At 66.1% G+C, this 19,603-nt stretch carries 16 protein-coding genes and 1 other RNA gene; 8 read left to right on the forward strand and 9 right to left on the reverse strand.

Annotated elements, in window-relative coordinates; translation table 11 throughout:
* Nucleotides 1-980, reverse strand: a 980-nt coding sequence (locus G3N99_RS16085; RefSeq protein ID WP_206122887.1) for a tetratricopeptide repeat protein, incomplete at its 3' end; no start/stop codon positions are given.
* Nucleotides 981-1,038: 58 nt separating this feature from the next.
* Here G3N99_RS16085 and G3N99_RS16090 point away from each other — a divergent pair.
* The gene (locus G3N99_RS16090; protein WP_174987657.1) at nucleotides 1,039-2,679 is read left to right on the forward strand and encodes an FAD-dependent monooxygenase; all 1,641 of its coding nucleotides are present in this window, start codon (nucleotides 1,039-1,041) and stop codon (nucleotides 2,677-2,679) included.
* A gap of 8 nt (nucleotides 2,680-2,687) precedes the next feature.
* Here G3N99_RS16090 and G3N99_RS16095 read toward each other — a convergent pair whose 3' ends face one another.
* The 4 genes from G3N99_RS16095 to G3N99_RS16110 are packed head-to-tail and all read right to left on the reverse strand — an operon-like array spanning nucleotide 2,688 to nucleotide 7,990.
* A complete protein-coding gene (locus G3N99_RS16095; protein ID WP_011351318.1) occupies nucleotides 2,688-2,939 on the reverse strand; it encodes a formate dehydrogenase subunit delta in 252 nt (83 codons plus the stop codon).
* Between the two features lie 7 nt (nucleotides 2,940-2,946).
* Complete coding sequence (fdhF, locus tag G3N99_RS16100; RefSeq protein WP_206122888.1) at nucleotides 2,947-5,898, reverse strand: formate dehydrogenase subunit alpha; 2,952 nt, start codon at nucleotides 5,896-5,898, stop codon at nucleotides 2,947-2,949.
* A gap of 17 nt (nucleotides 5,899-5,915) precedes the next feature.
* Nucleotides 5,916-7,493, reverse strand: coding sequence for a formate dehydrogenase beta subunit (locus G3N99_RS16105; RefSeq protein ID WP_206122889.1), 1,578 nt, complete (start codon nucleotides 7,491-7,493; stop codon nucleotides 5,916-5,918).
* Nucleotides 7,490-7,990, reverse strand: a complete 501-nt coding sequence (locus G3N99_RS16110; RefSeq protein WP_174944654.1) for an NAD(P)H-dependent oxidoreductase subunit E — start codon at nucleotides 7,988-7,990, stop codon at nucleotides 7,490-7,492. Before G3N99_RS16110 ends, G3N99_RS16105 begins: the two co-directional genes overlap by 4 nt.
* Nucleotides 7,991-8,121: 131 nt before the next feature.
* Between G3N99_RS16110 and G3N99_RS16115 the strand changes: the two genes are divergently transcribed.
* The 3 genes from G3N99_RS16115 to G3N99_RS16125 all read left to right on the forward strand — a co-directional run bounded on the left by G3N99_RS16115 (nucleotide 8,122) and on the right by G3N99_RS16125 (nucleotide 10,332).
* Nucleotides 8,122-9,228 carry a substrate-binding domain-containing protein gene (locus G3N99_RS16115; protein ID WP_206122890.1) on the forward strand — a complete coding sequence of 369 codons (1,107 nt, stop codon included), beginning with the start codon at nucleotides 8,122-8,124 and terminating at the stop codon, nucleotides 9,226-9,228.
* Nucleotides 9,229-9,329: 101 nt separating this feature from the next.
* Complete coding sequence (locus tag G3N99_RS16120; RefSeq protein ID WP_174944705.1) at nucleotides 9,330-9,599, forward strand: hypothetical protein; 270 nt, start codon at nucleotides 9,330-9,332, stop codon at nucleotides 9,597-9,599.
* Between the two features lie 379 nt (nucleotides 9,600-9,978).
* Entirely contained in the window at nucleotides 9,979-10,332 is a 354-nt protein-coding gene (locus tag G3N99_RS16125) for a DUF4148 domain-containing protein (protein ID WP_174950998.1), read from the forward strand.
* Nucleotides 10,333-10,606: 274 nt separating this feature from the next.
* On the opposite strand, the gene ssrA is transcribed toward G3N99_RS16125, so the two are convergent.
* From ssrA to ompA, 4 genes are all read right to left on the reverse strand, one after another.
* Nucleotides 10,607-10,976, reverse strand: a transfer-messenger RNA (tmRNA) gene (ssrA, locus tag G3N99_RS16130).
* Between the two features lie 17 nt (nucleotides 10,977-10,993).
* Nucleotides 10,994-11,710 carry a phosphoglycolate phosphatase gene (gph, locus tag G3N99_RS16135; RefSeq protein ID WP_174944672.1) on the reverse strand — a complete coding sequence of 239 codons (717 nt, stop codon included), beginning with the start codon at nucleotides 11,708-11,710 and terminating at the stop codon, nucleotides 10,994-10,996.
* Nucleotides 11,711-11,723: 13 nt separating this feature from the next.
* Nucleotides 11,724-12,422, reverse strand: coding sequence for a bifunctional 2-polyprenyl-6-hydroxyphenol methylase/3-demethylubiquinol 3-O-methyltransferase UbiG (gene ubiG, locus G3N99_RS16140; RefSeq protein ID WP_174944675.1), 699 nt, complete (start codon nucleotides 12,420-12,422; stop codon nucleotides 11,724-11,726).
* Between the two features lie 154 nt (nucleotides 12,423-12,576).
* The gene (ompA, locus tag G3N99_RS16145) at nucleotides 12,577-13,245 is read right to left on the reverse strand and encodes an outer membrane protein OmpA (protein ID WP_006476579.1); all 669 of its coding nucleotides are present in this window, start codon (nucleotides 13,243-13,245) and stop codon (nucleotides 12,577-12,579) included.
* A 542-nt stretch (nucleotides 13,246-13,787) separates the two neighbouring features.
* On the opposite strand from ompA, the gene gyrA reads away from it, so the two are divergent.
* The 4 genes from gyrA (at nucleotide 13,788) to pheA (ending at nucleotide 19,428) form a co-directional block, all read left to right on the forward strand.
* Nucleotides 13,788-16,391 (forward strand): DNA gyrase subunit A, encoded by a 2,604-nt coding sequence (gene gyrA / locus G3N99_RS16150; protein WP_174944678.1) that lies wholly within the window; start codon nucleotides 13,788-13,790, stop codon nucleotides 16,389-16,391.
* Between the two features lie 83 nt (nucleotides 16,392-16,474).
* Nucleotides 16,475-17,074, forward strand: coding sequence for a DUF2059 domain-containing protein (locus tag G3N99_RS16155; protein WP_128846060.1), 600 nt, complete (start codon nucleotides 16,475-16,477; stop codon nucleotides 17,072-17,074).
* Nucleotides 17,075-17,229: 155 nt separating this feature from the next.
* Nucleotides 17,230-18,312: a 3-phosphoserine/phosphohydroxythreonine transaminase gene (serC, locus tag G3N99_RS16160; RefSeq protein ID WP_174944681.1), complete on the forward strand. Its 1,083-nt coding sequence runs from the start codon at nucleotides 17,230-17,232 to the stop codon at nucleotides 18,310-18,312.
* 33 nt (nucleotides 18,313-18,345) lie between these two features.
* Nucleotides 18,346-19,428, forward strand: a complete 1,083-nt coding sequence (pheA, locus tag G3N99_RS16165) for a prephenate dehydratase (RefSeq protein WP_069247429.1) — start codon at nucleotides 18,346-18,348, stop codon at nucleotides 19,426-19,428.
* Nucleotides 19,429-19,603: the final 175 nt, after the last annotated feature.

Genomic DNA, 19,603 nt, shown 5'->3' on the forward strand with positions numbered 1-19,603 from the left:
TCGACGCGCAGCGCCTGGTCGAATGCGCGCAGCGCCATCTCGTGCGCACCGAGCGCGTGATGTGCGTTGCCGAGGTTCAGCCAGGCCAGGCTGAACGACGGATCGAGACCGACGGCGCGCTCGTAGTAGGGCAGCGCGTCGCGGTGGCGTGCCTGCGCACTCAGTGCGTTCGCGAGCCCGAACAGCGCGAGCGGAAACGGCGGATGCAGTGCGAGTGCGGCTTCGAACGCGGCCGCCGCCTCGGCATGCCGGCCGACCGCATCGAACGTGTTGCCGAGATTGAAATGGGCGGCGACGAAGCGGGGCTGCGCGGCGATCGCGGCCTGGAAGTGCGCGATCGCATCGTCGGCGCGGCCCATCGCGTTCAGCGCCATCGCGAGGTTGTTGTGCGCCCCCGCATGTCCGGGCCGCAGCTCGAGCGCACGATGGAACGCCGCGAGCGCGTCGTCGTGGCGGCCGAGCGCGTTCAGCGCGTTGCCGAGATTGTTGTGGATCGATGCATCGTCGGGCGTGAGCCGGAGTGCGCGGCTGAACGCATCGATCGCATCGTCGTGGCGCTGCAGCGCCGCATACGCGTTGCCGAGGTTGTAGTGCGCGAGCGGAAATTCGGGTGCGAGCGTCAGCGCGTTGCGAAAACGGTCGACCGCTTCGTCGAGCCGGCCGAGTGCCTTCAGCGCGTTGCCGAGATTGAGCTGCAGCGCGGCATCGCCCGGCCGCAGCGCAACAGCGCGGCCGACGAGATCGGCTGCTTCGGCGTGCTGGCCCTGCTGGTGCCGCAGCACGCCGAACAGGTGCAGCGCGTCGGCGTCGGCGGGATTGGAGGCGAGCGCGTTGCGATAGCCGTGCTCGGCCTCGGCGAGGCGGCCCGCGCGGTGTGCGGCATACGCCCGGTCGAATGCGGAATCCATAACGCGAAAACTGACGGAAAGCGCGTATTTTCCCACACCGCGCGGCGGTGCCGCGAATCGGCCGATCGGCATATGGCCCCGTCACGCCGAGCGGCGTAGACTTGCAGGGTCGCGTGTCATCGAGGTTCTCATGGCTGACACACTGTCCGATATCCCGCCCGTGCTGATCGTCGGCGCGGGGCCGACCGGCCTTGCCGCGGCGATGAGCCTCGCGCGGGCCCGCGTGCCGGTGCGCGTCATCGATCGGCTCGCTGCGCCCGCGCCGCATTCGCGCGCGATCGGCATCCAGGCGCGCACGCTCGAATTGCTGGAGCAGCATCGCGCGGTCGAACCGTTTCTCGCGCTCGGTCATCGTGCGCATGCGGCCGCGCTGCATGCCGACGGCCGCGTGATCGCGCGGCTCGATTTCGATCCGCTGCAAACGCGCTATCCGTACCTGCTGTTTCTCGACCAGACCGTCACCGAGCGCCTGCTTGCCGAGCATCTGGCCCGGCTCGGCGTGACGGTCGAGCGTGGCGCGACGCTGACCGCGTGCGATGCGGGCGGCGCGTCGCTCGACGTGTCGATCCGCCGCGCCGACGGCCGCGACGAATCGTTCTCTCCGTCGTACCTGATCGCGGCCGACGGCGCGCACAGCACGGTCAGGCATCTGCTCGGCCTGGGCTTCACCGGGCATGCGTTCGAACAGACCTTCCTGCTGGCCGATTTCGCGGCGATACCCGACTGGCCGGACGAAGAGATCCACCTGTTCACGACATCCGAAGGCATCGCCGGCCTGTTTCCGATGGGCGGCGGCCGATACCGGCTCGTGGCCGACCGGCCGCCCGGCAGCGACGCGTCGCCCGATGCGCCGACCCCGTCGCTCGCGGAATGCGACGCGATCGTGCGTGCCCGTGCCGGCGCGTCGATCTCGCCGAGCGATCTCGCGTGGTCGTCGTATTTTCACCTGCACACCCGGATGATCGACCGGCTGCGTCACGGCCGCGTGTTCTTCGCCGGCGACGCCGCGCACGTCCACAGCCCGGCCGGCGCGCAGGGCATGAACACCGGCATCCAGGAGGCGTTCAATCTCGGCTGGAAGCTCGCGCGCGTGCTCGGCGCGGGCACGCCCGAGCGGCTGCTCGATACGTATCACGCGGAGCGTCATCCGATCGAGCGCGACGTGTTGCGGCAGACCGGGTTCGTCACGCAGATCGTCGAAGCCGAGCGCGGCGCGATGAAGCTGCTGCGCGATCATGTCGTGCCGGTGCTGGCGTCGTTCGGGCCGATGCGCGACGCGGTGCGGCGCACGGTCAGCGAGCTTGGCGTGCAGTACCGGAAGAGTCCGCTCACGCTCGAGCGTGTGCTCGACGGCGGGCCGCGCGCAGGCGAGCGGGCACCGGACGCGCACGTGCGGGTGCTCGACGGGCCGCTCGGTCAGGCGCCCGGAACGGCGCGGCTATACGACCTGCACGATCCGGCGAGCTTCACGTTGCTGCTGCTGGAGGAGCCGGTAAATGCCGACGGCGCGGCGCCGCCGATGCCGGCCGATGCGCAGGCGCTCGTGCAGGGGCTCGAACGGATCATGCCGGATGCGGTGCGCGCGTGGCGCGTCACCGATGCCGAAGGCGGCGATGGCGGGCTCGCGCAGGAATACGGCCGATCGCGGCCGTCGTTCTACCTGCTGCGGCCGGATGGTTACGTCGCCGCGCGCGGGCGCACGGCGACCGATGCGAACGCGCTGCTGCGCCACTGCGAAAGCTGGTTCGCGGGCATGTCGCAGTCAGCGTAGCGACGCGGTCAGGCGCTCGCCGCGGCAGGTACGAGCGACGCGCGGTGCACGGCGATCGCATCGCGCACGATCGGCGCCGCGCGTTGCGCGGCCTCGCCCGACGGATCGTCGAGCGCCGCGAGAAACGCACGGCGCATCCGCGGCTCCCAGAAGCGCCGGATGTGGTCGGCGATGCCGGTCAGCGCTTCGTCGCGATCGGGCATCGATTCGAAGAATGCGCCGATCTGGTTGGCCATGTCGATCAGGTGTCCGTTGTCCATCGCTTCCTCACTTGCCTGTCGTCATGGTGGCGGTCGCGGCGGCGCGGCGCTCGAGCAGGTCGAGCTGTTCCGCGTTGAAGCGCGCATACGCTTGCTGCCAGTCGGACGGCTGCGCGACGGGCAGCACCTGCACGGCCGTCACCTTGTACTCGGGGCAATTCGTCGCCCAGTCCGAGCTGTCCGTCGTGATCACGTTCGCACCCGATTCGGGGAAGTGGAACGTCGTATAGACGACGCCCGGCTGCATGCGTTCGGTCACGAGCGCGCGCAGCACCGTCTGCCCCGCACGCGATTCGATGCCGACCCAGTCGCCGCTGCGGATACCGCGATCCTGGGCGTCGTGCGGATGAATCTCGAGGCGATCCTCTTCGTGCCACTGCACGTTCTCGGTGCGGCGGGTCTGCGCGCCGACGTTGTACTGCGACAGGATGCGACCCGTCGTCAGGATCAGCGGATAGCGTTGCGTGACCTTTTCCGGCGACGCAATGAACTGCGTGATCACGAACTTGCCCTTGCCGCGCACGAATGCGTCGATATGCATCGTCGGCGTGCCTTCCGGCGCGTGCTCGTTGCACGGCCACTGAATGCTGCCGAGCGTGTCGAGCTTCGCGTACGACACACCCGAGAAGGTCGGCGTGAGCCGCGCGATCTCGTCCATGATTTCCGACGGATGCGCATAGTCCATCTCGTAGCCGAGCGCGCGCGACAGCATCAGCGTGACTTCCCAGTCCGCGTAGCCCGCGAGCGGCGGCATCACCTTGCGCACGCGCGAGATGCGGCGTTCCGCGTTCGTGAACGTGCCGTCCTTCTCGAGGAACGACGAGCCGGGCAGCAGCACGTGCGCGTATTTCGCGGTCTCGTTCAGGAAGATGTCCTGCACGACGATGCATTCCATTGCCGACAGCGCGGCCGCGACGTGCTGCGTATTCGGGTCCGACTGGACGATGTCCTCGCCCTGGCAGTAGAGCCCCTTGAAGCTGCCGTCGAGCGCCGCATCGAACATGTTCGGGATGCGCAGCCCCGGTTCCGGTTGCAGCTTCGCCGACCATGCTGCTTCGAACTGCATGCGCACGACCTCGTCGCCGATGTGCCGGTAGCCGGGCAGTTCGTGCGGGAACGAGCCCATGTCGCACGAGCCCTGCACGTTGTTCTGGCCGCGCAGCGGATTGACGCCGACGCCTTCGCGGCCGATGTTGCCGGTTGCCATCGCGAGGTTCGCGATGCCCATCACCGTCGTCGAGCCCTGCGCGTGTTCGGTCACGCCCAGTCCGTAATAGATCGCTGCATTGCCGCCCGTCGCATAGAGGCGCGCGGCTTCGCGTACCAACTCGGCCGGCACGCCCGTCACGTCGGCGGTCGCTTCGGGCGAGTTGTCGGCACGCGAGACGAAGTCGCGCCATTGCTCGAACGCGCGCGTCTCGCAGCGCTCGGCGACGAACGCGTCGGCGACGAGCCCTTCGGTGACGATCACGTGCGCGAGCGCGTTGACGATCGCGACGTTGGTGCCGGGGCGCAACTGCAGGTGGTGGGTGGCCTTCACGTGCGGGCCGTCGACGACGTCGATGCGGCGCGGGTCGATCACGATCAGCTTCGCGCCTTCACGCACGCGCCGCTTCAGCCGCGAACCGAACACCGGGTGGCCGTCGGTCGGGTTCGCACCCATCACGACGATCACGTCGGCCTGGCCGACCGACGCGAACGTCTGCGTGCCGGCCGATTCGCCGAGCGTCGTCTTGAGGCCATAGCCCGTCGGCGAGTGGCACACGCGTGCGCAGGTATCGACGTTGTTGTTGCCGAACGCGGCGCGCACCAGCTTCTGCACGAGGTAGGTTTCCTCGTTCGTGCAGCGCGACGACGTGATGCCGCCGATCGAGTCGCGGCCGTACTTCTGCTGCAGCTTGCGGAATTGCGTTGCTGCGTAGGTGAGCGCTTCGTCCCAGCTGACTTCGCGCCACGGGTCGGTGATCTTCTCGCGGATCATCGGCTTCGTGATGCGGTCCTTGTGCGTGGCATAGCCCCACGCGAAGCGTCCCTTCACGCACGCATGGCCTTCGTTCGCAAGGCCGTTCTTGTGCGGCGTCATGCGCACGACCTGCGTGCCCTTCATCTCGGCCTTGAACGAGCAGCCGACGCCGCAGTACGCGCAGGTCGTAACGACCGAGTGTTCGGCCTGCCCGAGTTGCACGACGGATTTTTCCTGCAGCGTGGCGGTCGGGCACGCGGCGACGCACGCGCCGCACGACACGCATTCCGACGCCATGAACGATTCGCTTTCGCCCGCAGCGACGCGCGATTCGAAGCCGCGTGCGGCGATCGTCAGCGCGAACGTGCCCTGCGTTTCCTCGCAGGCGCGCACGCAGCGGTTGCAGACGATGCACTTCGACGGGTCGTACGTGAAGTACGGATTCGACTCGTCCTTTTTGTCGCGCAGATGATTCGCGCCGTCGAAGCCGTAACGCACCTCGCGCAGCCCGACGACGCCTGCCATGTCCTGCAGCTCGCAGTCGCCGTTGGCGGGGCAGGTGAGGCAGTCGAGCGGATGGTCGGAGATGTACAGCTCCATCACGTTGCGACGCAGCGACTGCAGCCGGTCCGACTGCGTGCGCACCTTCATGCCCGCTTCGGCAGGCGTCGTGCACGACGCCGGATAACCGCGCCGGCCTTCGATCTCGACGAGGCACAGCCGGCACGAGCCGAACGGTTCGAGCGAATCGGTCGCGCAGAGCTTCGGGACGTTGACGCCGGCTTCGATCGCCGCACGCATCACCGACGTGCCGGCCGGCACCGTGACCGGCTGGCCGTCGATTTCGAGCGTGACGTCGGTATCGGCATGCCGTTGGGGCGTGCCGTAGTCGGTATCGTCGAACGGGTTGCCGGCACGCGCCTGCGCGGCGCTCTTGCACGCGCATTGGCCCGAGCCGCAGCCGCCTTGGCGGACGTTGTTCGTGTCGAGGGACATGCAGGGCTCCTTCTGGGTCAGGCCGCAGCCTTGACCGGACCCGACGCGGCATGTTTGCCGGCAGCGAGCCCGAAATCTTCGGGGAAATGGTCGAGCGCGGACAGCACCGGGTAGGGTGTCATGCCGCCCATCGCGCACAGCGAACCAGCCAGCATCGTGTCGCACAGGTCGCGCAGCAGCGTGACCTGCCGCTCCGACGTGTCGCCGTGGCGGATGCGCGCGATCGTCTCGACGCCACGTGTCGAACCGATCCGGCACGGCGTGCACTTGCCGCACGACTCGATCGCGCAGAACTTCATCGCGTATTCGGCCAGCTCGGCGAGGTTCGACGTGTCGTCATGCAGCACGATGCCGCCGTGGCCGACCACCGCGCCGATCGCCGTATACGCTTCGTAGTCGAGCGGCACGTCCCACTGGTGATCGGGCAGATAGGTGCCGAGCGGGCCGCCCACCTGCGCGGCGCGGGCGGGCCGGCCGCTTGCCGTGCCGCCGCCGAAGTCGAACAGCAGCTCGCGCAGCGTGACGCCGAACGCGAGCTCGACGAGGCCGCCGTGGCGGATGTTGCCCGCGAGCTGGAACGGCAGCGTGCCGCGCGAGCGGCCCATCCCGTAGTCGCGATAGAACGCAGCGCCGCGCGCGAAGATCACGGGCGCCGTCGCGAGCGTGATCACGTTGTTGATGACGGTCGGCTGGCCGTACAGGCCGGCGAGCGCGGGCAGCGGCGGTTTCGCGCGCACGACGCCGCGCTTGCCTTCGATCGATTCGAGCAGCGCCGTTTCCTCGCCGCACACGTACGAGCCCGCGCCTTTCGCGACGTGCAGCTCGAACGCATGCGCGGAGCCGAGCACATGCTTGCCGAGCCAGCCGGCTTCACGTGCGCGGACGATCGCGGCTTCGAGCGTGGCGATCGCGTGCGGGTATTCGCTGCGCACGTAGATGTAGCCGACCGTCGCGCCGGTCGCGACGCCTGCGATGATCATCCCTTCGATCAGGCAGTACGGATCGCACTCCATGATCAGGCGGTCGGAGAACGTGCCCGAATCGCCTTCGTCTGCATTGCAGACGATGTATTTCTGCGTGGCGCTTGCTTGCCGGACCGTGCGCCATTTGATGCCGGCCGGGAACGCTGCACCGCCGCGGCCGCGCAGCCCCGATTCGATCAGCGCTTCGCACGCCGCGTCGCCGTCGAGCGCGAGTACGTTCTTCAGGCCGGCGAGGCCTTCGTATTGCCGGTAGTCGTCGATCGACAGCGGATCGGTCAGCCCGATGCGTGCGAACGTGAGGCGTTGCTGGCGCGCGAGATAGGGCAGTGCGTCGACGAGGCCGACGCCGCTCGGATGCGCGCCGCCTTCGAGCCAGTTTGCGTCGAACAGGGCCGGCACGTCGGCGGCCGACAGGTTGGCATAGCCGACGCGGCCGGCGGCCGTGCCGATCTCGACGAGCGGCTCGAGCCACAGCAGCCCGCGCGAACCGTTGCGGACCAGTTCGACGGCGACGCCGCGCCGTTCGGCTTCCGCTGCAATCGCGGCGGCGAGCGCATCGGCGCCGAGCGCCAGTGCGGACGAATCGCGCGGGACGTAGATGCGGGTCGTCATGCGGCCTCCGGGGTGTGGTCGGCGGCCTCGGCAAGCAGCGCGTCGAATTTCTCCGGCGTGACCTTGGCATGCAGCACGCCGTTGACCGTCAGCGTCGGCGACTGCGCACACAGCCCGAGGCAGTAAACCGATTCGAGCGCGACGTCACCGGGCGCATGCGCATCGGCGGCATCGCCGTGCGCCGCGTCGAACCGGCAGCCCGTGCGGGCTTCCGCATGCGCGGCCAGCGCTTCGCAGCCCATGCTGCGGCACGCTTCGGCGCGGCACATCTGGATCGTCACGCGCGCGGGCGGCGCGGTGCGGAAGTGGTGGTAGTAAGTCAGTACGCCGTGCACTTCCGCGCGCGACAGGTTGAGTGCGCGGGCGAGCGGCGCGACGCAGCCTGGCGGCACGTAACCGGCGTCGTCCTGGATCGCGTGCAGGATCGCCACGAGCGACCGGCCGGCGCGTGCATGGCGCTCGACGAGCGCGTCGGGCGCTTGGGAATTCGGGGACATCAGTTGTGCTCCTCCAAAGTCTCATATGCGCTCGAGATTCATATAGTGCGCATCGCGACTTCGTTCTGATTGATTTTGACCAACGATAAGCGGAAGATTTGGCGGTCGCAATAGGAAATCGGAGTGCATAATTGATTCGAATCGAATGCGACGCATATCTGACCGTACGCGACACGGATGGCCGCGCGGCCAGCCTGTCGGATGTCGCACCCTTGCTGGAGCTCGTGGCCGATACGGGCAGCATTGCGCAGGCCGCGCAAGCGAAAGGGCTGTCCTACCGGCACGCGTGGGGCATGCTGCGCGCGCTGGAGGCGTGCATCGGCGGGGAACTGATCGAAACCGCGCGCGGCAAGGGCTCGACGCTGTCGGCGCTCGGGCAGGCCGTCGTCGATGCACAGCGCCTCGCGCGCAGCCGGCTCGACGGGAACCTGCGCACGCTCGCGGCCGAAGTGGCGAGCGACCTGAACCGGCGGCTCGCGCAGCGCGACGGCGCCGTGCGCATCCACGCGTCGCACGGCTACGCGGTCGCGACGCTCGTCTCCGCGCTCGTCGATGCGCAGGCGGCTGTCGACATCAAGTATCGCGAGAGCGTCGAGGCCGTGCAGGCGCTTGCGCGCGGCGAGTGCGACCTGGCAGGCTTTCATCTGCCGCGCGGCGCGTTTCGCGCGCAGTGCGCACAGATCTACCGGCCGTGGCTCGACGATACGCGCCATGTGCTGATCCACCTGACACGGCGCCAGCAGGGGTTGTTCGTTCCGCGTGGCAACCCCAAACAGGTTCGCGGGCTCGCGGATCTCGCGCGCACTGACATCCGCTTCGTCAATCGCCAGCCGGGGTCGGGCACGCGCATGCTGCTGGATCTTGCGCTGCGCGCGATCGGCATCGATCCCGAGCGCATCGACGGCTACGCGTCGGCCGAACTCACGCATTCGGCGATCGCGGCGTTCGTCGCGAGCGGAATGGCCGATCTCGGCTTCGGCGTCGAGCCGGCCGCCCATCATTTCGGGCTCGATTTCATCCCGGTCGTCGACGAAGACTATTACTTTGCATGCGAACGCGCGCGGCTCGACGCGCGGCCGCTTGCCGGCGTACTGGCGCTGTTGCGCGATGCGCGCTTCGTCGAGCGCGTCACGCATCTCGACGGCTACGATCCGGCCGCGTGCGGAACGCTGACGAGTGTCGCGGCGGGGCTGGCCGGCGGCGACGGCGCAAGCGTGCCCGCGGGCAATTCCCGGTAACGCGGGCGCGATCGCATCGCGATGCAGCAGCGGGGGATTTGCGCTACGCTTGCCGCTTGACCAACGTTCCAACAAGCACGCCATTCAAGCGTCATCCCGCCATGAAATTTTCCGTTCCCCTCGCCGCGGCAGCGTTGACCGCGGGGCTGCTGGCTGCTGTTTCGCCGTTTGCGCTCGCGCAGAATTCACCTGGTGTGCCCGGCGGTATCCTGAGCGAGCAGTTTCGCCTGAACGAGCATCCGCAGATGCCGTTCGCAGCGTCGGCGCCGTCGCAGAAATATCAGAGTGGCAAGAAGTCGGCCTTGCGTCGCAAGGGCGACATGGGTGATCCGAATGGCTGCAACCTGAAGTGTCCGATGGATAGCCGGTAACCTGGCTGACAGGCGTGTCCGCACGATAGTCATGCGGCACCGGTTCGACGGGCGGGCATTGCGCCCGCGCACCGCTCTGGCTGTCTGACCGGCAACTGCAGGAATCCAGAACGATTCCGATTCTGTCCGAGCCCCGCGAAGCGTTGCCGCTTCGCGGGGCTTTTGCTTTCCAGCGAATCTTCTTGCGATTCGATGCCGGACGATACGGACGTGTGCGCATCGCCAGTCCAGCGGGAAATCTAGGGTTAACCCGTAAATCAGGAAGGATGTCTTCCAGAAACCTGCCTTATTCTTAAGCATCCGCCTACATAAACTTCGGGTTGTCAGCGATGAACAAGGTGTTCACCGCGAACACAGACAAATCTGGAGGTAGGTCATCATGAAGTCGCTCGTTCAAGCTGTTGTCGTTGCTGCCGTTCTCGTTGCCCCGGTCGTGTCGTTCGCCCAGTCGGGTTCGACGATCACCCGCGCGCAGGTTCGTGCCGAACTGGTCCAGCTGCAGCAGGCAGGTTACAACTCCGCTCGCGGTGAAGATCCGCATTACCCGGAAGCAATCCAGGCTGCAACGGCGCGTGTTGCAGAGCAACAGCGCAGCGCGCTGGCGCAAGCGCAAGGCGCCGACGCCAGCGGTTACGGCGCACAGGCGCAGGGCGCATCGGCATCGGGTTCGCGGGCAATGGGCGTGCGTCCGGCCACCGCTGAAGAAATGAAGTCGCTGTATCGCGGCAGCTAAACCGCGCATTGCCCGGCGTGCGTGAATGCCGGGTGCGACGACGCGTCGCGCCCGACACTGCGGCGCCCGGGCTGGCCGCTGCCTGGCGCGATCGATGACTGCGCGGGCGCGGCAGGACATCCGTCACCTCCTGTCGCCGGAAGTCCGGTGGCATTCCGCCCGGCCCACCCGTGGCTGGGCGCTTTTTCGGAAGGAGAGGGCGCGTGCGTTTCGCCGGCAACAAAAAACCCCGCAGACTTGCGTCATGCGGGGTTCGTGCGGCGAGCGCGGAATTTGGTGGAGGCGGCGGGAATCGAACCCGCGTCCAGAAGCGCTCCACGACTAGTTCTACATGTTTAGTTCGGTCATTTGATTTAACCGCAGCGACGCGGACGAACACGCTGCACTACGGCGATTCGCTAGGTTTTCGACCCTGGCGTCGCGACGCCGACAGGGCTTAACTGACGTAAATGACCTCTGGCGGTATTGCTACCGGTCTTGCGACACTAGCCCGTCAGTGAACTAGGCAGAGGACGGCGGCCCTTAGGCTGCCAGTGCGAACGTATCGTCGTTTGCAGTTACGATTTTCCCATTGATTAACGAGGTGACGGGTCCTCGACATGCCCTAGCCGCTTCACAACCCCTGTCGAAACCAGGTCGCCCCCGCGGATAAGATCAAGCATTATAGCCCAACATCGCGCAGTAGTTCGCGCAGTTGCTGCGTCGTGTCGACGAGATGCTGCGCTTGCCAGTCGGCCGGCGCGGCGCCGTCGCCGCAATAGCCGTACGCGGCCGCAACCGTTGCCATGCCGGCGGCGCTGCCGGCCTGAATGTCGCGCAGGTCGTCGCCGACGTAGACGATGCGTGCAGGCGCGAGCGTCAGCTGGTCGGCCGCATGCAGCAGCGGGGCCGGGTGCGGCTTCGGGTGCGGCGTTGTGTCGCCCCCGACGACGCAGGCGGCGCGCGGCGCGAGGCCGAGCAGGTCGACGAGCGGCGCCGTGAGCCGCATTGCCTTGTTCGTGACGATGCCCCAGCGCACGCCGCGCGCATCGAGTTCGTCGAGCACGTCGCCGATGCCGGGGAACAATGTCGTATGCACGCACAGATCCGTCGCGTAGTTGGCGAGGAATTCGTCGCGCATCGCTTCATAGCCGGGCGTCTGCGGGTCGATGCCAAACGCACCGCCGAGCAGGCCGCGCGCGCCGGCCGAGGCCAGCGGCCGCAGCACGTCGAGCGGCGTTTCGGGCAGGTCGCGCACGCGTTGCATCTTGTTGACTGCGGCCGCGAGATCGGGGGCCGTGTCGGCGAGCGTGCCGTCCAGGTCGAACAGCACGGCATCGCAGTGCAGCAGGCGCGGTTCGTCGAGTGCAGCCCGCGCGGTCGAGAGGGGAGTCGTCATGCCGGTTGGATGGTCACGCGCCGCGGCGGCACGCGACGAGGTAGTTGATGTCGGTGTCGTTCGACAGCGCGAAGCGCTTGCCGATCGGGTGATACGTGATGCCCTTGATCTCCACGATGTGCAGATCCGTTGCCCGCACGAAGCCGGCCAGTTCCGATGGGCGGATGAAGCGCGCGTAGTCGTGCGTGCCCTTCGGCAGCATTTGCGCGATGTACTCCGCGCCGATCACGGCGAACAGGTAGGCCTTCAGGTTGCGGTTCAGCGTCGAGAAGAACACCCAGCCACCCGGTTTCACGAGCGTCGCGCACGCGGCGACGACATCGCCGGGCGACGGCACGTGCTCGAGCATCTCCATGCACGTGACGACATCGTAGGTACCCGGCTCGCGCGCGGCGATCGCTTCGGCGGCGATGGCCTCATAGTCGACCGTGATGCCGCTCTCGAGGCTGTGCAGATCGGCGACGCCAAGTGCTTCGGTCGACAGGTCGATGCCTTTCACCTGCGCGCCGAGTCCGGCCATCGATTCGGACAGGATGCCGCCGCCGCAGCCGATGTCGAGTGCGCGCTTGCCGGCGAGGTGCGCATGCGCATCGATCCAGCCGAGCCGGACCGGGTTCAGGTCGTGCAGCGGCTTGAATTCGGCATTCGGATCCCACCACCGATGGGCGAGGTCGCTGAATTTCTGGAGTTCGTGCGGATCGGCGTTGGTCATGTCGGCAAGCGGGCTACGGGAGGAGGGCGGTGCTGCGGTTCGTCAGCCCCGAGTATATAAGAAGCAGACGAGTGGCGAAGTGGCGAGCGCCTGGACGGGCGTCAAAGAAAAAGCCCCGCCGGAGCGGGGCTTTGAAGCAGTCGAAAACCGCGGCTTAGTTTGCCGGAACGGTCGTCTTCTGCACTTGCTGCGTACCAACCACTTCGACTTCCACGCGGCGATCCGGTGCGAGGCAGGCGATGAGTTGCTTGCGGTTCTTCTGGTTGCAGCCAGTCGTAACCGGGTTGCGCTTGCCCTTGCCTTCCGTGTAGATCTTGTTGGCCGGCACACCCTTGCTGACCAGGTACGACTTCACGGCTTGCGCACGGCGCAGCGACAGACGGTCGTTGTACTTGTCCGAACCGATGCGGTCCGTGTAGCCCGTTGCGACGACCACTTCCGTGTTCATGCCTTCGATCTTCGAAGCCAGTTCGTCCAGCTTTTGCTTGCCCAGCGGCTTGAGCGTTGCCTTGTCGAAGTCGAACAGTGCGTCAGCTTGATACGTGATCTTCTGGCTCGTGATTGCCGGAGCGACCGGAGCGACCGGCGGCTGCGGTGCCTGGGCGACCAGTGCGCCATCGCACTTTGCGTTGGCGGTGGCCGGCGTCCAGAACGCATCGCGCCAGCAGAGCTCGTTCGTGCCGTTCATCCACACCCATTCGCCCGTGCCGTTCACCCAGTTGTCATTGACGGCTTGACGCGACGCCGGCACCGACTGTGCCGAAGCGGATGCAGCCATAACTGCGGTAGCTGCAATGAACGCGAGCTTTGAAAGTTTATTCATATTTCTCCTCTCGAAATTGAGATTACCGCAGGTTTACTGCGAGCCTGTTGACGGTGACAAGTCATACATTGCTCGAAGTATAACATTGGTGCGGCACAAAAAACGCGGCGCCGCCTCTGTGTAGACTTCGAGCAGCGTCTAACTTTCAGTGCGTTGGCATTTTGCCATATCGTTCCCTTCCTACGAAAAAAAATCCTCCCCACCCCAAGATCGCTTCAACTTTGTGGTGCATGCGCAACACTGACCTGCCGTAACTTTCAGAGATTGTCAAGAGTGTGGCGGCGAAATTGCGCCGGTGAATGCAGTTGTTTACTCGTGCGCGAGAAACAGGCGGTGTTGCAATCGTCCGTGAAGCCGAGGCGGGTGCAATTGCGGTGTGCAATTCCGGCCGATTCACTGCCGCTGCGATTTTGGCTATTTATATATAGAGGGGGAGGCGAATTGGCGGCTGATGGGCGCATGTTAGAATCTCGCGTTGCGTTGCGCATGCAGCGCCCACGCGAAAGGCGTTCGCCGTCTTCGCTCCGAAACGATACGGATACATGGATCAATTCGCCAAAGAGACCCTGCCCACCTCCCTAGAGGAGGAAATGCGCCGTTCGTATCTCGATTACGCGATGAGCGTGATCGTCGGACGTGCCCTCCCGGATGTCCGCGATGGCCTGAAGCCCGTGCACCGGCGCGTGTTGTTCGCGATGCACGAACTGAACAACGACTGGAACCGCGCGTACAAGAAGTCGGCGCGTATCGTCGGTGACGTGATCGGTAAGTACCACCCTCACGGCGATACCGCGGTCTACGACACGATCGTGCGGATGGCGCAGGACTTCTCGCTGCGCTACATGCTGATCGACGGGCAGGGCAACTTCGGCTCGATCGACGGCGACAATGCCGCGGCGATGCGTTACACCGAAATTCGCATGGCGAAGATCGGTCACGAGTTGCTCGCCGACATCGACAAGGAAACGGTCGATTTCGAGCCGAACTACGACGGCAACGAAATGCAGCCGTCGGTCCTGCCGTCGCGCATCCCGAACCTGCTGATCAACGGCTCGTCGGGTATTGCGGTCGGCATGGCGACCAACATCCCGCCGCACAACCTGAATGAAGTCGTCGACGCGTGCCAGCACCTGCTGGGCAACCCGGAAGCGACGATCGACGAGCTGATCGAGATCATCCCGGCGCCGGATTTCCCGACGGCCGGCATCATCTACGGCGTCGCCGGCGTGCGCGACGGCTATCGCACCGGCCGTGGCCGCGTCGTGATGCGTGCAGCCACGCACTTCGAGGAGATCGACCGCGGCCAGCGGATGGCGATCATCGTCGATGAGCTGCCGTACCAGGTGAACAAGCGTTCGCTGCTCGAGCGGATCGCCGAGCTCGTCAACGAGAAGAAGCTCGAAGGCATCTCCGACATCCGCGACGAGTCCGACAAGAGCGGCATGCGTGTCGTGATCGAGCTCAAGCGCGGCGAAGTGCCGGAAGTGGTGCTGAACAACCTGTACAAGGCGACGCAGCTCCAGGATACGTTCGGCATGAACATGGTCGCGCTCGTCGACGGCCAGCCGAAGCTGCTGAACCTGAAGGAAATCCTGCAGTGCTTCCTGTCGCATCGACGCGAAGTGCTGACGCGCCGCACGATCTACGAACTGCGCAAGGCCCGCGAACGCGGCCACGTGCTCGAAGGTCTCGCGGTCGCGCTCGCGAACATCGACGAGTTCATCGCGATCATCAAGGCCGCGCCGACGCCGCCGATCGCGAAGGCGGAGTTGATGGCGAAGCCGTGGGATTCGTCGCTCGTGCGCGAGATGCTGACGCGTGCCGAGGCCGAGAACGCATCGGCGGGCGGCCGTTCCGCGTATCGTCCGGAAGGCCTGAACCCGGCGTTCGGCATGCAGAACGACGGGCTGTACCGCCTGTCCGACACGCAGGCCCAGGAAATCCTGCAGATGCGTCTGCAGCGCCTGACCGGCCTCGAGCAGGACAAGATCATCGGCGAGTACCGCGAAGTGATGGCGCAAATCGCCGACCTGCTGGACATCCTCGCGCGCCCCGAGCGGATCACGACGATGATCGGCGAGGAGCTGACCTCGGTGAAGGCCGAGTTCGGCGACGCACGCCGCTCGAAGATCGAGCTGAACGCGACCGAGTTGAACACCGAAGATCTGATCACGCCGCAGGACATGGTCGTCACGATGTCGCATGCGGGCTACGTGAAGTCGCAGCCGCTGTCCGAATACCGTGCGCAGAAGCGAGGCGGTCGCGGCAAGCAGGCGACGCAGATGAAGGAAGACGACTGGATCGAGACGCTGTTCATCGCGAACACGCACGACTACATCCTGTGCTTCTCGAACCGCGGCCGCGTGTACTGGGTCAAGGTCTATGAAGTGCCGCAGGGCTCGCGCAACTCGCGCGGCCGCCCGATCGTCAACATGTTCCCGCTGCAGGAAGGCGAGAAGATCAACGTCGTGCTGCCGGTCAAGGAATTCTCGGCCGACAAGTTCATCTTCATGGCGACGTCGCTCGGCACCGTGAAGAAGACGCCGCTCGAGGCATTCAGCCGTCCGATGAAGAAGGGCATCATCGCGGTCGGCCTCGACGAAGGCGACTACCTGATCGGCGCGTCGATCACCGACGGCGCGCACGACGTGATGCTGTTCTCGGACTCCGGCAAGGCCGTGCGCTTCGACGAGAACGACGTGCGTCCGATGGGGCGCGAGGCGCGCGGCGTGCGCGGCATGCAGCTCGAGGACGGGCAGCAGGTCATCGCGCTGCTGGTTGCCGGCAGCGAAGAGCAGACGGTGCTCACCGCGACCGAGAACGGTTACGGCAAGCGCACGCCGATCACCGAGTACACGCGTCACGGCCGTGGCACGAAGGGTATGATCGCGATCCAGACGTCCGAGCGCAACGGCAAGGTCGTGGCTGCGACGCTCGTCGATGCCGAAGATCAGATCATGCTGATCACGACGGCCGGTGTGTTGATTCGCACCCGTGTGTCGGAGATTCGCGAGATGGGGCGCGCCACGCAAGGTGTTACACTCATCAGTCTCGATGAGGGTACCAAGCTCTCTGGCCTGCAGCAGATCGCGGAGGCCGAGGAGGGTGACGGCGAGGCCGACGAGGCGTCGGACGGCGAAGCCTGAAGAACGGATGAGACTCTAGCCGCCGCAGGCGCGAAGCGCCGCGGCCGGCGAGCAACCATTCATATTTCCAAAAGGGAGTGATGATGCAAAAGCAATTCAAGCAACTGGTTCTGCTGGCTGCACTGGTGCCGACGTTCGCGATGGCGCAAGCGCTGTCGAATTCCGCACCGGCAGCTCCGGCGGCAGCTGCGCCGATCGACGCCGACAAGAAGGCAGCGATCAAGGATCTGCTCGACGCGATCGACGCGCCGAAGCTCGTGTCGGCAATCGGCAACAGCGCCGAAATGCAGGCCAAGCAACTCGTTCCGGCGATCCTGTCGGACGCGCTGTCGGAAAACAAGACGCTGAACGACAAGCAGAAGCAGGCTGCCGTTCCGGCGCTGCAGAAGAACGCGGTGCCGAAGCTGGTTGACGGCGCAGGCAAGGTGTTCGGTACGCAACAGTTCCAGAACGACGCGATGTCGGCTCAGTACGACGCCTATGCGAAGTACTACAGCACGTCGGAGATCAAGGATCTGACGACGTTCTACAAGAGCCCGACGGGCCGCAAGTTCATCCAGGTTCAGGATCAGGTCGGTCGCGACGTGGTCAACGGCCTGATGCAGAAGTACATGCCGCAAGCTATCCAGGCAACGCGCACGCAGGCTGACAAGGAAGTCGCAGCAGTCAAGCCGGGCAAGTAAAGCCGTCCGGGCACGCCCCCGGCCGTTCGGCCGGGTTTGGCGGGAGCCTGACGACAGTGCGATAATGGCCGTTTGCGCGTGAGCGCAAGCGGCCATTTCTTTTCTGGCGCGTTCTGCCGGCGGCGAGCCGGTCGCGTCCCTCCGAGGTTTTCACGATGCGCGTCTTTAATTTCTCCGCCGGCCCTGCGGCGATGCCCGAGGAAGTGCTGCGGCAGGCTGCCGACGAAATGCTCGACTGGCACGGCAGCGGCATGAGCGTGATGGAGATGAGCCATCGCGGCAAGGAATTCATGTCGATCCACGAGGCCGCGCTGACCGACCTGCGCGACCTGCTCGGCGTGCCGGCCAGCCACCGGATCCTGTTCCTGCAGGGCGGCGGTATCGCGGAAAACGCGATCGTGCCGATGAACCTGCTCGGGTCGCGCAAGACGGCCGACTTCGTCGTCACGGGCTCGTGGTCGCAGAAGTCGTTCAGCGAAGCGAAGAAATACGGCACGCCGCATCTCGCCGCCACCGGCAAGACGGAAGACGGCTTCACGCGTGCGCCCCTGCGCGCCGAATGGCAGCTGTCGGACGATCCGGCCTACGTGCATCTGTGTACCAACGAGACGATCGACGGTGTCGAGACGTTCGAGATTCCCGATCTCGGCGACGTGCCGCTGGTCGCGGATGTCTCGTCACACATCCTGTCGCGTCCGATGGACGTCGCGAAGTACGGCGTGCTGTTCGGCGGCGCGCAGAAGAACATCGGGATGGCCGGCGTGACGCTCGTGATCGTGCGCGAGGATCTGCTCGACCGTGCGCTGTCGATCTGCCCGTCCGCGTTCGAATGGAAGACCATCGCCGCGAACAACTCGCTGTACAACACGCCGCCCACCTACGCGATCTACATCGCGGGCCTGGTGTTCCAGTGGCTGAAGCGGCAGGGTGGCCTCGAAGCGATCGAGGCCCGCAATACCGAAAAAGCGAAGCTGCTCTACGACACGATCGATGCGAGCAGTTTCTATCTGAACAAGGTCGAGCCGGCAGCACGTTCGCGGATGAACGTGCCGTTTTTCCTGGCCGACGAAACGCGCAATGAAGACTTCCTTGCCGGCGCAAAGGCGCGCGGGCTGCTGCAGCTGAAGGGCCACAAGTCCGTCGGCGGCATGCGGGCGTCGATCTACAACGCGGTGCCGCTCGAGGGCGTGAAAGCGCTCGTCGAGTACATGAAGGACTTCGAGCAGCGCGGCGCCTGACGGCGGCGCTGTTCAAACAGCACGGCAAAACGCATGGACGACGAACTGAATTCCCGCCTGAAACCGCTGCGCGATCGCATCGACGCGATCGACGCGCAGCTGATCGCGCTCCTGAACCAGCGCGCCGCGGTGGCGCTGGAGGTGGGCGAGGTCAAGAAGCATTTCAATGCGCCGGTGTTCCGGCCGGAGCGCGAGCTGCAGGTGATCGCCCGGCTCCAGGACATGAGCGCGGGGCCGCTCGCGAGCGAGCACATCAGCGCCATCTGGCGCGAGATCATGGCCGCGAGCCGCGCGCTCGAGCAGACGATCCACGTTGCGTTCCTCGGGCCGGTCGGCACGTACAGCGAGCAGGCGATGCTCGAGTATTTCGGCCAGTCGATCGAAGGGCTGCCGTGCCCGTCGATCGACGAAGTGTTCCGCTCGGTCGAGGCCGGCGCATCCGCGTTCGGCATCGCGCCGGTCGAGAATTCGACCGAAGGCGCCGTGTCGCGCACGCTCGATCTGCTGCTGCAGACGCAACTGCTGATCAGTGGCGAGCTCGCGCTGCCGATCCATCACAACCTGCTGACGCAGAGCGGCACGCTCGACGGCGTGAAGCGCGTCTGCGCGCACGCGCAGGCGCTTGCGCAATGCCAGCAGTGGCTCGCGGCGAATGCGCCGCAGCTCGAGCGGCAGGCGGTGGCGAGCAACGCGGAGGCCGCGCGTCTCGCGGCGGCCGATCCGACCGTCGCGGCGATCGCGGGCGACCGCGCGGCCGCACACTACGGCTTGCAGATCGCGTTCTCGCTGATCCAGGACGATCCGCACAACCGCACGCGCTTCGTGATCATCGGCAAGCAGCCGGCGGGGCAAAGCGGTCACGACCAGACGTCGTTGATCGTATCGGTGAAGAACGAGCCGGGCGCCGTGTTCAAGCTGCTCGAGCCGCTTGCGCGGCACGGCGTGTCGATGACGCGCTTCGAGTCGCGCCCGGCGCGCGTCGGCACGTGGGAGTACTACTTCTACATCGACATCGAAGGGCACCGGGACGATGCGTCGGTTGCAGCCGCGCTCGCGGAACTCGGCCAGAAGGCCGCGTTCCTGAAGATACTCGGTTCGTATCCGCGCGCACGCTGATGCGCGGCGGCCCGTCGCCTGTTCGCGCAGGCGTTGGGGCCAGGCGGGCAGGGCAGGCCGGTCGGCGCTGCCGAAGGCGGGTTCGGGCGGCATGCGGCACAGGTTGTGCCGCATGCGGGTCCGTTGCCCGGAATCTGGAATTCCGCATGCGGGGCGTCGTCCCGCGCGCGTAACT

The sequence above is a fragment of the Burkholderia sp. Ac-20392 genome (assembly GCF_017104585.1).
Taxonomy (GTDB): Bacteria; Pseudomonadota; Gammaproteobacteria; order Burkholderiales; family Burkholderiaceae; genus Burkholderia; species Burkholderia lata.